Raw genomic sequence first — 13,474 nt, 5'->3', positions numbered from 1 at the left:
TCTTTCGCCGGTCAGGCAAGCGCTTGGGTCGTGTCTGCCAGGGCTTCCGTATCCACTGCCCGGCCCTGGTTCATCCACTTGCGTGCGAGCTTCAGCTCGCGCGCGTTGTTCACGGCGATGACACCTCTCACATGCCCGTCGCCCACAAAAAACAGCGTCGCACGGCGCGCGGCGAGATCGCCGCGCACGACGAGCTGCGCATCGGCCGGCAGATCGCCGAGGATCTGCAGGTTCACGTCGTACTGATCGGACCAGAACCACGGTATCTCCGCGTACGGTGCGCGCACGCCGAGCACGGCCTTCGCCGCCGCGATCGCCTGGTTCTGCGCGTTGGCCCACGATTCGAGCCGCACGCGCCGCTTCAGCCAGCCGTTGTGATGGTTCGCGACGTCGCCGCACGCGAAGATCGCCGGGTCGCTGGTCGCGCCGTATTCGTCGACGACGATGCCGTCGTCGACCGCCAGCCCCGCATCGCTCGCGAGCGACGCGTTCAGTGCGAGGCCGATGCCGGCCACCGCGAAGTCTGCGTCGATCGTCGTGCCGTCGGCGAGCGTCGCGCGCACCTTCGATGCATCGCCGGGCTGCGCGTCGAGCGACGCGAGCGCCGCGCCCGTCCGCACGTCGACGCCGTTCGAACGATGCAGGTCGAGCAGGAAATCCGATACGATCTGCGGCACCGAGCGGCCGCACAGGCGCGGCGCGCCTTCGACCACGACCGCGTCGACGCCGAGCTTGCGCGCGGTCGCCGCGACTTCGAGGCCGATCCAGCCGCCGCCGATCACGAGCACGCGCCGGCTCGCACGCAGCTTTTCGCCGAGCGCGGCCGCTTCGTCGAGCGTGCGCAGGTAATGCAGGTTCGGTGTGCTGACGATTGCACCGGGCAAGCGGCGCGACGTGCCGCCGGTCGCGATCACGAGCCGGTCGTATTCGATCTCGCGACCGCTTGCGGTCGTCACCACGCGGCGTGCGCGATCGATCGAGGCCGCGCGTTCCGGCTGCCACGCTTCGACGTTCAGCGCGTCGAATTCGTCGGGACGCACGACACGCACGGTTTCGATGTCGGCGTCGCCGGCCAGCACGGCTTTCGACAGCGGCGGGCGCTCGTACGGCAGATGCGGCTCGTCGGCGATCATCACGAGGCGGCCCGCGAACCCTTCCGCGCGCAGCGTCTTCAGCACCCAGCCGGCGGCCTGGCCGCCGCCGATCACGACGACCGTGCCAGGTGCGGCCGATTCCTGCGAGTTCGTTTCGCTCACGATTTGCGCTCCGTCATGAACTTGCCTTCCGGCGCCTGCGCGTTCTTCTGCCGGCGCGTATTGCCGTCGAGGCCGCCGTCGACGGCCCATTCGGCGAACACGGTCGGGCCCGGCTCGAATTCTCGCGGCTGCCACTCGGGCGTCAGCATGTCTTCGTCCGCGTAGTACTCGATCAGGCCGCCGGCCGGATTCTGGAAGTACCAGAAGTACGCGGACGACACGGGATGGCGGCCCGGGCCGAGTTGCGTTTCCCAGCCGCAGCGGTCGATGTGCATGCCGCCGCCGAACACTTCATGGATGTCGCGCACGGTGAACGCGACGTGGTTCAGGCCGCGCTTGCCATTCGGCAGCGCGAGCAGGAACAGGTCGTGGTGGCCGCCGTGCGGCGCGCAGCGCATGAACGCGCCGCGGCCCGGATAACGGTCCGACGTCTCGAAGCCGAGCAGCTCGTGATAGAACTTTTCCTGCGCGTCGAGGCAGTTCGTGAAGAACACGACATGGCCGACCTCGACCGGCTCGGCGCGCGCATAGATCGGGCTCGGCTGGTCGACGCGCAGCGTCCGGCCCCATACGTTCGACGGCGAGCCCGTGATGTCGAGTTCGCGCTTGCGCGTGACTTCGACGCGGATCGCCATCCCGTTCGGGTCGATGCAGCCGACCGCATCGTCCTGCGCGTAGTAGCCGGGCTGGCCGGCGAGCTTCGTTCGCAGCGCGTCGAGCTCGCCCTGCGTCGCGACGCCCCACGTGACTTCCCGCAGCGTCGGGCCTGCTTCGAATGCAGGCGGCAGCGCCGGATCGTCGGCCTTGACGGCCAGTACGGTGCAGCCGTTCAGCGTCTCGAAACGCGCGCGCGTATCGTCGTGCGCGACTTCCTTCATCCCCCAGTCGGCGAAAAAGCGCCGGCAGGTCGCGAGGTCGTCGACGCCGTACGTGATCTGCTCGATTCCCAAAATGCTCATTGCGTCATTCCCCTTCGCTCAGTTCGCCCACGGCAGCGGCGCGTCGTTCAAGCCCCAGTAGAGGCTCTTCTGCTGCATGTACTCGCGGATGCCGAGGCGCCCTTTCTCGCGCCCCATCCCGCTCTCCTTCCAGCCCGAGAACGGCGTGGAGATCGAGAACAGCTTGTACGTGTTGATCCACACGGTGCCCGTCTCCAGCGCGCGCGCGATGCGCCATGCACGCTTGTAGTCGCGCGTCCAGATGCCGGCTGCCAGGCCGAACACACTGTCGTTCGCCTGCACGATCAGCGACGCTTCGTCGTCGAACGGCATCGCGACGAGCACGGGCCCGAAAATTTCCTCCTGGCAGATGCGCGCGCTGTTCGGCAAGCCTTCGAGAATGGTCGGCTGATAGAAGAAACCGTGCTCGCGCCCGTCGCCCGACGGCCGCTCGCCGCCGCACAGCAGGCGGCCGCCTTCCTCGAGGCCGAGCGCGACGTAGCGCTCGACCGATTCGCGATGCTTCGCGGTGATCAGCGGCCCCATCTGCGTGTCGGGCCGCGTCGGGTCGCCCACGCGCAGCTTGCGGGCGCCGGCCACCAGGCGTTTCATGAATTCGTCGTATACCGCGCGCTGCACGAACAGCCGCGAACCTGCGATGCACGCCTCGCCCGACGAACTGAAGATGCCGTACAGCACGCCGTTGACCGCGTGATCGAGATCGGCGTCGTCGCACACGATCGTCGGCGACTTGCCGCCGAGCTCGAGCGACACGGGCATCAGCTTCTCGGCCGCGATGCGCGCGATGCCGCGGCCCACTTCGGTACCACCAGTGAACGACACCTTCTTCACGAGCGGATGACGCACGAGCACGTCGCCGATCACGGAGCCCTTGCCCGGCAGCACGCTCAGCACGCCCTTCGGTACGCCGGCTTCCTCGCAGATGCGCGCCAGCGCGAGCGACACGAGCGGCGTGACCTCGGCCGGCTTGAGCACGACTGCATTGCCGCCGGCGAGCGCCGGTGCGAGCTTCTGCGCATCGGATGCGATCGGCGAATTCCACGGCGTGATCGCCGCGATCACGCCGATCGGCTCGTACACGCTCATCGTCAGGTAGTCGCCGCGCGACGGCGTCAGCTCCTCGTCGAGCGTTTCGAGGCACGCCGCGAAATAGCGGAACGTGTTCGCGGCGCTGGCCACCAGCACGCGCGTCTCGCCGATCGGCTTGCCGTTGTCGCGACGCTGCAGGTTCGCGAGCGCCTCGTGGCGCTGCATGATCAGGTCGGCGATGCGGTACAGCACCTGCGCGCGCTGGTGCGGCTTCAGCCCGGCCCAGTCGGCGCGGCGCCACGCGGCGTCGGCGGCCTCGACGGCTTCGGCCGCGTCTTCCGCGTTCGCCGTCGACACTTCCATGTTCAGCGACTGGTCGGCCGGATAGATGCTCGCGTAGGGCGCGCCACGGCCGCGCCGCCACTCGCCGCCGATCAGGATGTTGCCGTCGGGTACGAGGCTCGTATCGAAAGGAGTCATGTCACAAGTCCCACAAATCTGTCTCTGCGCGTCCGCCCTCGCCGTGGCGCGGGCGGACGGTCCAAGGCCCGGTCAGATCACGCAGCGGGCCGCGCGGTTGCGCAGCGCACGGATCGCGCTGAACGCCGTCAGCGCGGACGTCTTCGGGTTGTCGGGCAGCGGCTTGCCGCTCATCTCCAGCGACATCTCGCCGAACGCGCCGCGCGCGGTGAAGCGGTGCACGTTGCGCTCGACCGCCGGATCGGCAATCAGGCGCACGCGCGTCGCGTCGAGGCCGAGGCCCGCCAGCGCGACGGTTGCCGCGACGTTCGCGTTCTTCGGATACAGCCGCGCGGCGTCGCGCGCGGTGCCTTCGAAGATCACCTGTTCCCCGGTCATCGCATGCAGGTCGCACAATGCCTCGGCCGGCGTACCGAGCCAGCCGAGCGGCGGCTTGCGGCCGACGTACAGCACTTCGTCGAGCCCGCCCTGCTTCGCGGACGCCAGCGCGTCGATGCCGCCGATCGCGCCCGACAGCAGCGTCACCGTCGTGCCGCCTTCCTCGGCCGCCTGCGACAGCAGGTCGAGCAGCGCGAGATCGGACAGCGCGCCGATCGAGGCGACCGCGCAGTCGGTGCCGGCCTTCAGGAGCGGCACGACGTGATCGACGAGCGCGCCGTGACCGGCGCATTCGAGCGCGAACTCGGGGCGGCGGGCCAATGCGTCGACCGACGACACGACCTCCACCGCGCTGCCGAGCACGCCCTGCACCGCCGCGCGCTGGTGTTCCGGCACGATCACGTGCGCGACGCGCAGCGACGCATCGTGAGCGACCGCCTGGTACACGGCCGCGCCGATCGCACCGAAACCGATCATCGCGACGTCGACAGGTGCGTGGTCCCGCTTTTGCCCGTTACGCATACTGGCGCTCCGTCGGTTCTTCCTTCTTCACCGGCGGGCCCGCGAAGTTCGATGCGAACGAGCCGACCGACAGCATGTCGACTTCGACCATCACCGGCCCTTCCTGCGCCATTCCTTCGCGCACGATCGCTTCTGCGTCGTCGAGCGACGTGATCCGGTAGTGCGCGAGGCCGAAGCTCGCGCAGAACTGCGCGAAATCGGGCTGGTGCAGCTGCACGAAGCAGCGGCGGCCGCCGTAGTGCGCGTCCTGGATGTTGCGGATCACGCCGTAGCACTGGTCGTTCATCAGCACGATCATCACGTTCGCGTTTTCCTGCACGGCCGTGACGAGCTCGCCGACGTTGACCATCAGGCCGCCGTCGCCGACCAGGCAGACCGTCTTCGCGGCCGCGCCCGCGAGCGCCGCGCCGATGCCCATCTGGATGCCCTGGCCGATGCCGCCGCCGAGCGCATGCACGCCCGAGCGCGGCTCGAAGATCTTCAGCAGGCGGTTGCCCCATGTGCTGTTCGAGATCGTCACGTCACGCACCCAGTTGTAGTCGCGGCCGATCGCACCCTGCAGCGTGTCGACGAGCTTCTTGTAGGGCCCGAGGCCCTCCGCCACGCTGGCGACGGCCTGCTCGCGCGCCGCCGCGAGATCGGCCGCGAATTGCGGCTCGACCGACAGGCGGCCTTCGAGGCGGTCGGCCAGCTCGGCCAGCACGCGCTTCGAATCGCCATGCACGAACAGTTCGTTGCGATAGCCGCGGTTGTCGGCGAGCGCGTCGGCATCGACGCGGAACAGCGGCTGCGGCAGCGCGAGCTTGTATTTCAGCGTCTCGTTGCCGCGCAGGCGCGAACCGACGACCACGAGCGCGTCGCAGGTCTTGTAGAACGCTTCGACGGCCGCATGCACGTTGAACGCGCCGAGCGTCGCCGGGTGATCCTCGGGCAGCACGCCGCGGCCCTGCACGCTCGTCACAACGCCGAAACCGAGCTTCACGAGACGCTCGACTTCCGCGCGTGCATGGCGCGCGCCGCCGCCGAGCCACAGCAGCGGGCGGCGCTTCGCCGCGAGTGCGTCGGCGAGCTTCGCGACGCGTGCGGAATCGTGCTCGTGCACCGCGACATGCGCCGGCGCGAGGTCCTCCGGCCACTCGATTTCAGCCGCCTGGATGTCGATCGGAATCTCGACCGATACGGGGCCCGTCGGCGCGGTTTGCGCGATGCGCACGGCTTCGCGGATTGTCGGCAGCACGGTTTCGACCGTCCGCACGCGGAACGCGGCCTTCGAGATCGAGTCGAGCATCGACAGCTGGTCGGGGGCTTCGTGGATGTACGCCAGATCCTGATCGAGGTAAGGCGTCTCGATCTGCCCCGTCACGTGCAGCAGCGCGGTGCCGGCCGTCAGTGCCTCGACCATCGCGCCGGCCGCGTTGCCGGCCGCCGTGCCCGTACTCGTGAACGCGACGCCGAGGCCGCCCGACACGCGGGCCAGGCCGTCGGCCATGTTCAACGCACCGGCTTCACCGCGCGCGCCGACATACCGGATGTTGCCGCGCGAGTTGATCGCGTCGAGGATCGGCATGTTGTGGATCGAGATGACACCGAATGCGGTTTTCACGCCGCACTGCTCGAGAAAGGCGGCAATCAGCTCGCCAACCGTGGTTTTTTTAGACATGGCGTGCAAAGCCTCCAGAAACGTCGATATGGCTGCCCGTCGTGTACGACGACAGATGCGTTGCGAGATAAAACAGTGCCCAGGCGGCCTCGTCAGGCTTGCCGAAGCGATTCAGCGGAATGTTCTTCTTGCGGGCGAGCGCGCCCGTCCAGTCTTCCCAGCTTTCGCCGGGTTGTGCCTGCGTTTCGTAGCGACGGCGCCACTGCCCCGACTCGACGATGCCGATCAGGATCGAGTTCACGCGGATGCGTTGCGGCGCCAGCTCGGTCGCGAGCGACTTCACGAGGCTCAGCACGCCCGCGCGCGCCGACGACGTCGCGACCATGTGCGGCTCGGGCTGCAATGCAAGCAGCGAGTTCACGCAGGTGATCGTCGGCGCCTGAGCGTCGCGCAGCAGCGGCAGGAACGCACGCGTCGGGCGGATGATACTGAAGTACTTCAGTTCGAGTTCTTCGCGCCATGCGTCGTCGGTCGTATCCGCGAAGGTCGACACGCGGCCCTGGCCGGCGTTGTTGACCAGCATGTCGGCGCGGCCGAAGCGGGCGGATACCGCTTGTGCGAACGCAGTCACGTCGGCTTCGTCGAGCACGTTGCAGCGTGCGGCCAGCAGTTGCGCATCGGCGTACCTGTCGCGCAGCATCGCTTCGGCGCGTGCAAGGCGGTCGCTGTCGCGGCCGCAGATGGCAACCGACGCACCGGCCTGCAGGAACCGTTCGGCCGTCGCGAGGCCAATGCCGGACGAACCGCCCGTCACTACCGCAACCTGCCCGGTCAGATCGATCTGGATCATCGGAGTCCTAATGCTTTCAGAAACGTGTGCTCGTCATCCGAGCGGTAATTGAGCCGCCGCGACAGTTCCGCCGCCGCGCGCTGCACCTTGTCGATCAGTCCGTCCGCGATCAGCGCCGCGTCGATTTCCGGACGCGGCACCGTCACCGTGATGCACGCGACGATCTTCTGCGTCTCGTTTCGCACCGGCGCCGTCACCACCGAAATCCCGCGCTCGAACGACGAATTGCTGACGCCGTAGCCGCGCAGCGCATCCTCGCGGATTACTTCGTACAGCGCGTCGACCGTTTCCGGCGTCGCGTTCGTCATCCGGTTCAGCGCGCCTTCCGGATACAGCGCGTGCAGCTCCTTCAGCGACAGGTCGCCCATCAGCACGTGGCCGTGGGTCGTCGCATGCGCGGGCAGGCGCGTGCCGACGTTCACGCGGATCGAGCTGAACACCGGCGACTGGCTCTGCGCCTTCGCGACGAACACCACGTCGCGGCCGTCGCGGATCACGATGTGCGTCGTGAAGCCGGTCGCATCGCGCAGGCTTTCGATCACCGGCAGGCCGAGATCGGTCAGCTCCAGCGAGCTCAGGTATTCGAAGCCGAGCCGCAGCACGGCGATCCCGAGCTTGTAGTTGCGATCCTTGTCCGCACGCTCGAGGAAGCCGAGCGATTCCAGCGTCTGCAGCAGACGGAACACCGTCGTGCGCGGAATGCCGAGCCGCTTCGACAATTCGGGCGCGCCGAGCACGGGCTCGCGCGGCGAGAATTCGGCGAGGATCCGCAACCCGCGTTCGAGGCCGGGCACCACATAGCCGGCGTCGGACTTCGCGTTGTCGGAAACCGGTTGTTCCAGCGGTTCGCTCATGCCTGCCCCCGCTGTTGGTCGCACTGGCGGCAGAACGTTTCGATCAGCGCGGAATAAACGGCCGGTGCCTCCACGTAGCCGGCATGACCGGCTTGCGGAATCACCTGCAGCGCGACGTGCGCGGCCGCGGCGATCCGCTCGCACGCGGCGGGCGGCGTGATCGCGTCGTTCGCACCGACGGCCACGGCCGTACGGCCGCGAAAGCCGGCGAGATCGGCGGCGAGATCGGCGTTCGCGAGCAGATGCGTGGCCTGCGCGTAGCCGGCCGGCACGACGCGCGCCATGTTCCAGCGCACCCACGCCTTTGCATCCTCGTTCGCGAAACCGGACAGCATGTTGCCGCTGCGCTGCTCGGCGAGCCCGGCCGGGCCGAGTTCCGCGAGCATCGCGAGCCGCGCGTCGCGGCGCGATTCGCGCGTTTCGGCCGGTGCGCTGCCGTAGCCGCCCGCGGGCGACACGAGCAGCAGGCCGGCGATCCGCGCGGGCATCACGCGGGCGAGACCGCCCGCAATGATCGCGCCGAGCGAATGACCGACCAGCACGCAACGCTCGATGCCGAGTGCCTCGAGCCACGCGTCAAGCGATGCCGCGTAATCGGCGGCGGCCGGCGACGCGCCGTGCACGGGCGTCGACACGCCGTAGCCGGGCGCATCCCACGCGAGCACGCGGCGCGACGCGCCGAGCGTGTCGAGCTGGCGGACCCACGATGCGGCGCCCGAGCCGATCCCGTGCAGCAGCACGACGGGCAGCGCACGGCCCGCATGCTGCGCGCCGGCCTCGCGGTAGCCGATCGTGCCCGCCGCGCCGGTTGCGCAACGCTGCTCGGGAAACCGCCCGAGCAGCGCGGCGAACGCCGCGGTGCGGTCGCGTTCACGTTTGTCGATGACACTCATTGCTTCACCGGCTCCGTCTCAACGCTTGATCTTCGCGAGCGGCGAATCGGGCGGATACGTCGGCGTGACCGGCTTCGGCGAACCGAGCATCACGCACATCAGCGCATCTTCCTCGCCGATGTTGATTTCCGTGCGATACACGCCCGGCGGCACCGAGATCAGGTCGCGCTCGCCGAGGACCGCTTCCCAGGTCTCGCCGTCGCGCTCGCAGATCACCTTCATCTTGCCGCGCAGCACGAAGAAGATTTCCTCGACGTCCATGTGGATGTGGCTCGGGCCGATGTTGCCGGCCGGGATGACCATCGTCGAGAACGTGAAGCCGCCGGCCGGCACCGTGTTGACGTCCTTCGCGACGCCCGTGCCGCCCGTACCGACGTAGCGCATCTGCGCACGGCGGTACTTCGGGTCGTAGTCGGCCTGGAACTTCAGCGCGTCCCAGTCGTAGCGCCGCGTCGCGTAACGCGCGACGCGCCCTTCCATCCAGTCGTCGAAGCTTGCGCCTTCCGGCTGGTCCCACGACTTGCGTTCGAGATCGGCGTCCGCCATCGTCCTCTCCTTCATTCAGTGTGAAAACATCAATTCATTACGAAGCCGCCGTTCACCGGCAGCAATTGACCCGTCACGAAGCGCGCGCCGTCCGACAGCAGGAACAGCACGGGGCCCGTAACGTCGTCGGGCACCTGCGCGCGTGTCAGCGCGCGGCCCTGCAGGTAGAACGCATGACGCTCGGCCGGTACGTAGGCGGTCGCCTCGACTTCGGTGAGCCCCGGCGCGATCGCGTTGACCGTCACGCCGTGCGCGCCGAACTCGCGTGCCTGCGCATGCGTCATCGCGATCACCGCGCCCTTGCTCGCGACGTACGCGAGCAGCTTCGGCGCGCCCCACAGCGCGGTGTCCGACGCGAGGTTCACGATCGCGCCGCGGCCCGACTGCGCGAGGTGCGGCAGCGCTGCATTGCTGACGAGCCACACGCCGCGCACGTTCACGTTCATCACGGCGTCCCACGTCGACACGTCGAGCTCCGTGGACAGCTTGCCGCCCGAGTTCGTGATCGCCGCGTTGTTGATCAGTGCGTCGATGCCGCCGAGCGCCGCCGCGCCCTGCGCGACGAACGCGTCGATGCTGGCCGGATCGGCGAGGTCGAGCGCGAAGAAATGCGCGACGTGGCCGGCTTGCGTGAGTTCGGCGGCCAGCGCACGGCCCTCGTCGACGAGCACGTCGCCGAACGCGACCTGCGCGCCGGCTTCGACGAGCGCCTTCACGAACGCCGCACCGAGCCCGCGCGCACCGCCCGTGACGAGCACGCGGCGCCCCGGCAGCGACACGACCGGAGCGAGCTCAGCCATTCGCGGGCTCCGACGCGGCCTGTGCCGCGCGATGCGCATCGAGTGCGGACAGGTGTTCCTGCGCACGCTGGCGCAGCATCCGGCGCACGCGCGTGATGCCGACGTCGTGCTGGTACAGGTATTCGTGATCGCGCGCGTGCGGCGCGAGGCTTTCGAGGACGTAGCGGTCCTGCTCGAGCACGTCCCAGTGCAGGCCTTCGAGGCGGTTGCGGTACATGAAGCGCCACACGTCGCGCTGCCAGCCGCTGACCTTGCGCGTCCGCCAGAAATAGACCTGGCAGTTGTCGCCGTCGACCGGCGTCGCGAAGCCGATGATCCCGAAGTTGCCGCCCGGGCCGAACTTCTGCTTGTACGGAATCGCGAGGCGCATCCACAGGCAGCCCGTTTCGCCGAGCTCGACCCAGTCGAAGTTCACGTCGCGCTGGCCGATCTTCTCGAACATCAGGCCCGTTTCCGTCTTGCGCACGCGCATGTCGGCCTGCTTGTCGCCTTCGGCCATCGAGTGCGAGGTGGCGTGCAGATACGCGCCGTGCATCGGATCCATCACGTTGTCGATCGCGTACTGGTAATTGCACTTCCAGTTCGACACGCACAGGAAGTGGCCGTACTCGTCGGCGACCAGTTCCTCGGGCAGGTTCAGCGGCGCCGGCTCGCCGTGCGCTTCATCGCCGAACCACAGGAAGATCGCGCCGGCCTTCTCTTCGACCGGATACGACTTCACGCACTTCGTGCCTTCGAGCGGACAGTTCGACACGGCCGGCACGCGGTTGACCGTGCCGCCGCCGTCGACTTCGATGCCGTGATACCAGCACGCGATGTTGCCGCCGAGGTTCCAGCCGAGCGACAGGCGCGCGCCGCGGTGCGGGCAGCGATCTTCCAGCGCGTGGACCTTGCCGTCGTGATCGCGCCACAGCACGATCTGCTCGGACAGGCGCGTGAGGCCGACGGGCGCGTTCGACACCTGCCAGCTCGGTGCAACGGGATACCAGTAGTTCTTGATGCCGCGGTCGAGATAGTCACGGACCGGGTCGTGTTGGACTGCGTGTTCTACGGGGGACGTCATCAGTGTGCTCCGGATGCGGTTGTCGGGTCGGCGCTCAGGCGCGCGGCGCGGTCGGTATGCTCATTCCGCGAGCGAGGCCATTTCGGCGCGGAAACGCTCAGGTGTCCAAACCGAGCCGTCCGGCGCGCGGAAGCCGATGCGGTTCAGGCCCGCGACGACATCGTCCAGCTCGGTTGCGCCGCTCTCGAACACGCGTTCGAGCGCATCGCCGAGGTCGTTCTCGTACTGCGTCGGTGCGGCCTTGCGGTTCTGCCAGACCTGGTTCTCGACCTGGCCGGGGATCTCGATCTGCCCCTTGCCCGCGACGTTGTTCGGCTGCGGTGCCACCCACGGCTTCAGGAAGGGATTGAAGTTGACCGTCGCTTCTTTCATGTCATTCCACCTTTACTTGGATTTCTTCACCGGCGAGGCGCACCGCGTACTGCTTCAGCGCGCGTCCACCCGGACCCTTCAGGCATGCACCCGTCCTGATGTCGAACACGGCCTCGTGCAGCGGGCATTCGACCGTGCCTTCGTCGACGAAGCCCTGCGTCAGCAGCGCGTACGCATGCGGGCATACGTTCTCGAGCGCATACACGTCGTCGCCGACGCGGTAGATCCCGATTTCCACGCCGTCGGTCCGCTTGAACTCGATCGGCGTGTCTTCCGACAGCGCGCCGGCGTGACCGGCGCAAATCCATTGCTCAGACATCTCACACCCTTCCTTCTGATCGACTCTCGGTTTGTTCCGATTTGTTCCATATCCGGAACATCAGTTTATGGATGGTGATTATAGAAGTGACTTTCCACGAGTAAAACAAAAAGCTGCATGTCCTAGGGAAAACACTGACCACCCGGTCGGCAATCGCTCTCGACTACCTTGTCGAATGTAATTTTTTGTTGTGTGGCGGGGATTTATCGTCTTTTTCGAGACACGCTGCACCGCCGTCGAGCATCGGCACGAAACCCTTCCGTCCCGAAAAAATTATTTTTGATCCGGCGCTTGACGCATCTATACTTCATTCCACCAGAGGCACATTGTTCCTTATATGGAACAAACAAATGCCCGCCAAGTGGCGAATCCCTGCGCAATGGACGGCCGTCCCCGCGCACGACGCCACGGCACGTTTTCATCAGGTTGGAGATTCAGGAGATCAAATGATCAAGCATGCGGTAGCAGCAGCAGTGATCGGATTGGGCGCCGCGTCGGGCGCGTGGGCGCAGAGCAGCGTGACGCTGTACGGCAGCCTGGATGCGGGCGTCGCCTACGTGAACAACGTCGGCGGCCATGCAAAGTGGGCGATGATCCAGGGCAACACCCAGCCCGACCGGTGGGGCCTGAAGGGCAAGGAAGATCTCGGCAGCGGCCTGTCGGCGATCTTCCAGCTCGAAAACGGCTTCTATACGAACAACGGCCAGTTCGCGACCGCGAACACGATCTGGAACCGCGCGGCATTCGTCGGCCTCAGCTCGGACCGCTACGGCACGCTGACGCTCGGCCGCCAGACGCCGCTGTCGTTCGACTATCTCGATCCGCTCAGCACGGCCTATCTCGCGTTGAGCTGGTACGCGTTCCACCCCGGCAACATCGACGGGCTCGCCGCGACCGGCAACGTGCCGTACAACAACGCGATCAAGTACCGTTCGCCGACCTTCGCGGGCTTCTCGGCCGCGGCCACGCTGGCGCTCGGCAACACGACGAACTTCTCGACCGGCAAGTCGGTCGGCGTCGCGCTGAACTACGCGAACGGGCCGTTCAAGGCGTCGGCCGTGTACTCGAACGAGCACGACCGCTCGATCCTGATCGGCACGACCGGTATCACGTCGTTCCAGGGGCAGAACACCGCGAACGGCTATCTCGCGAGCAAGGTCGAGAACATCGGCGCGGGCGCGTCCTACCAGTTCGGCGACTTCCTCGTCCATGGTCTCTACACGCGCACGAAGATGCAGTCGAACGGCTTTTCGGATACGTTCCAGAGCTACGACGCGGGCGTGAACTACCGCAGCAGCGCGTTCAACACGATCGCGGGCGGTGCGGCGACGACGACACTGGCCGGCCGCCGCTGGACGCAGGTCGAGCTCGGCGACATCTACGCGCTGTCGAAACGCACGCAGCTCTATGCGAACGTGCTCTACGAACACGGCTCGGGCGGCGCCAAGGCTGCGTTCTTCACGGCCGGCGTGTCGAGCACCGCGAACCAGGTGATCGTGCTGACCGGCATCCACCACTCGTTCTGAGCGGTGCCGGGATTCGATGCCGGAAAT

General features: G+C 67.4%; 14 protein-coding genes. 1 reads left to right on the top strand and 13 read right to left on the bottom strand.

Features of this window, described 5'->3' with window-relative positions:
• Positions 1-11: 11 nt before the first annotated feature.
• The 13 genes from U5798_RS05260 to U5798_RS05200 form a co-directional block, all read right to left on the bottom strand.
• Positions 12-1,256, bottom strand: a complete 1,245-nt coding sequence (locus U5798_RS05260; protein WP_322081429.1) for an NAD(P)/FAD-dependent oxidoreductase — start codon at positions 1,254-1,256, stop codon at positions 12-14.
• Positions 1,253-2,215: a VOC family protein gene (locus tag U5798_RS05255; RefSeq protein WP_124446801.1), complete on the bottom strand. Its 963-nt coding sequence runs from the start codon at positions 2,213-2,215 to the stop codon at positions 1,253-1,255. Before U5798_RS05255 ends, U5798_RS05260 begins: the two co-directional genes overlap by 4 nt.
• Before the next feature lie 18 nt (positions 2,216-2,233).
• Complete coding sequence (locus U5798_RS05250; RefSeq protein WP_322081428.1) at positions 2,234-3,724, bottom strand: aldehyde dehydrogenase; 1,491 nt, start codon at positions 3,722-3,724, stop codon at positions 2,234-2,236.
• Between the two features lie 72 nt (positions 3,725-3,796).
• Complete coding sequence (locus U5798_RS05245; protein WP_322081427.1) at positions 3,797-4,624, bottom strand: aspartate dehydrogenase; 828 nt, start codon at positions 4,622-4,624, stop codon at positions 3,797-3,799.
• On the bottom strand, positions 4,617-6,284 hold the full coding sequence (locus tag U5798_RS05240) for a thiamine pyrophosphate-binding protein (RefSeq protein WP_322081426.1): 1,668 nt from the start codon (positions 6,282-6,284) through the stop codon (positions 4,617-4,619). Before U5798_RS05240 ends, U5798_RS05245 begins: the two co-directional genes overlap by 8 nt.
• Complete coding sequence (locus U5798_RS05235; protein ID WP_322081425.1) at positions 6,277-7,074, bottom strand: SDR family oxidoreductase; 798 nt, start codon at positions 7,072-7,074, stop codon at positions 6,277-6,279. Before U5798_RS05235 ends, U5798_RS05240 begins: the two co-directional genes overlap by 8 nt.
• On the bottom strand, positions 7,071-7,928 hold the full coding sequence (locus U5798_RS05230; RefSeq protein ID WP_124446791.1) for an IclR family transcriptional regulator: 858 nt from the start codon (positions 7,926-7,928) through the stop codon (positions 7,071-7,073). Before U5798_RS05230 ends, U5798_RS05235 begins: the two co-directional genes overlap by 4 nt.
• A complete protein-coding gene (locus U5798_RS05225; protein ID WP_322081424.1) occupies positions 7,925-8,821 on the bottom strand; it encodes an alpha/beta fold hydrolase in 897 nt (298 codons plus the stop codon). The genes U5798_RS05230 and U5798_RS05225 overlap by 4 nt, the downstream gene beginning before the upstream one ends.
• Positions 8,822-8,839: 18 nt before the next feature.
• Positions 8,840-9,367, bottom strand: a complete 528-nt coding sequence (locus U5798_RS05220; RefSeq protein ID WP_124446787.1) for a cupin domain-containing protein — start codon at positions 9,365-9,367, stop codon at positions 8,840-8,842.
• Positions 9,368-9,396: 29 nt separating this feature from the next.
• Positions 9,397-10,167, bottom strand: a complete 771-nt coding sequence (locus U5798_RS05215; RefSeq protein ID WP_322081423.1) for an SDR family oxidoreductase — start codon at positions 10,165-10,167, stop codon at positions 9,397-9,399.
• Positions 10,160-11,230, bottom strand: coding sequence for an aromatic ring-hydroxylating dioxygenase subunit alpha (locus U5798_RS05210; protein WP_322081422.1), 1,071 nt, complete (start codon positions 11,228-11,230; stop codon positions 10,160-10,162). Before U5798_RS05210 ends, U5798_RS05215 begins: the two co-directional genes overlap by 8 nt.
• Before the next feature lie 60 nt (positions 11,231-11,290).
• Entirely contained in the window at positions 11,291-11,602 is a 312-nt protein-coding gene (locus U5798_RS05205) for a recombinase-like helix-turn-helix domain-containing protein (RefSeq protein WP_322081421.1), read from the bottom strand.
• Position 11,603: 1 nt separating this feature from the next.
• Entirely contained in the window at positions 11,604-11,921 is a 318-nt protein-coding gene (locus tag U5798_RS05200; protein ID WP_124479326.1) for a non-heme iron oxygenase ferredoxin subunit, read from the bottom strand.
• 446 nt (positions 11,922-12,367) lie between these two features.
• Here U5798_RS05200 and U5798_RS05195 point away from each other — a divergent pair, with 446 nt between their 5' ends.
• The gene (locus U5798_RS05195; protein ID WP_124446778.1) at positions 12,368-13,447 is read left to right on the top strand and encodes a porin; all 1,080 of its coding nucleotides are present in this window, start codon (positions 12,368-12,370) and stop codon (positions 13,445-13,447) included.
• Positions 13,448-13,474: the final 27 nt, after the last annotated feature.

The organism is Burkholderia sp. BCC1972, from assembly GCF_905339605.1.
Lineage (GTDB): Bacteria > Pseudomonadota > Gammaproteobacteria > Burkholderiales > Burkholderiaceae > Burkholderia.
The sequence above is the reverse complement of the archived record's forward strand: the minus strand, read 5'-3'. Positions and strand labels throughout refer to the sequence as shown.

Coding starts and splice junctions, on each gene's coding strand:
- U5798_RS05220 (WP_124446787.1), bottom strand. CDS start 9,367: ATGGCGGACGCCGATCTCGAACGCAAGTCGTGGGACCAGCCGGAAGGC.
- U5798_RS05205 (WP_322081421.1), bottom strand. CDS start 11,602: ATGAAAGAAGCGACGGTCAACTTCAATCCCTTCCTGAAGCCGTGGGTG.
- U5798_RS05225 (WP_322081424.1), bottom strand. CDS start 8,821: ATGAGTGTCATCGACAAACGTGAACGCGACCGCACCGCGGCGTTCGCC.
- U5798_RS05195 (WP_124446778.1), top strand. CDS start 12,368: ATGATCAAGCATGCGGTAGCAGCAGCAGTGATCGGATTGGGCGCCGCG.
- U5798_RS05255 (WP_124446801.1), bottom strand. CDS start 2,215: ATGAGCATTTTGGGAATCGAGCAGATCACGTACGGCGTCGACGACCTC.
- U5798_RS05210 (WP_322081422.1), bottom strand. CDS start 11,230: ATGACGTCCCCCGTAGAACACGCAGTCCAACACGACCCGGTCCGTGAC.
- U5798_RS05245 (WP_322081427.1), bottom strand. CDS start 4,624: ATGCGTAACGGGCAAAAGCGGGACCACGCACCTGTCGACGTCGCGATG.
- U5798_RS05240 (WP_322081426.1), bottom strand. CDS start 6,284: ATGTCTAAAAAAACCACGGTTGGCGAGCTGATTGCCGCCTTTCTCGAG.
- U5798_RS05200 (WP_124479326.1), bottom strand. CDS start 11,921: ATGTCTGAGCAATGGATTTGCGCCGGTCACGCCGGCGCGCTGTCGGAA.
- U5798_RS05215 (WP_322081423.1), bottom strand. CDS start 10,167: ATGGCTGAGCTCGCTCCGGTCGTGTCGCTGCCGGGGCGCCGCGTGCTC.
- U5798_RS05250 (WP_322081428.1), bottom strand. CDS start 3,724: ATGACTCCTTTCGATACGAGCCTCGTACCCGACGGCAACATCCTGATC.
- U5798_RS05235 (WP_322081425.1), bottom strand. CDS start 7,074: ATGATCCAGATCGATCTGACCGGGCAGGTTGCGGTAGTGACGGGCGGT.
- U5798_RS05230 (WP_124446791.1), bottom strand. CDS start 7,928: ATGAGCGAACCGCTGGAACAACCGGTTTCCGACAACGCGAAGTCCGAC.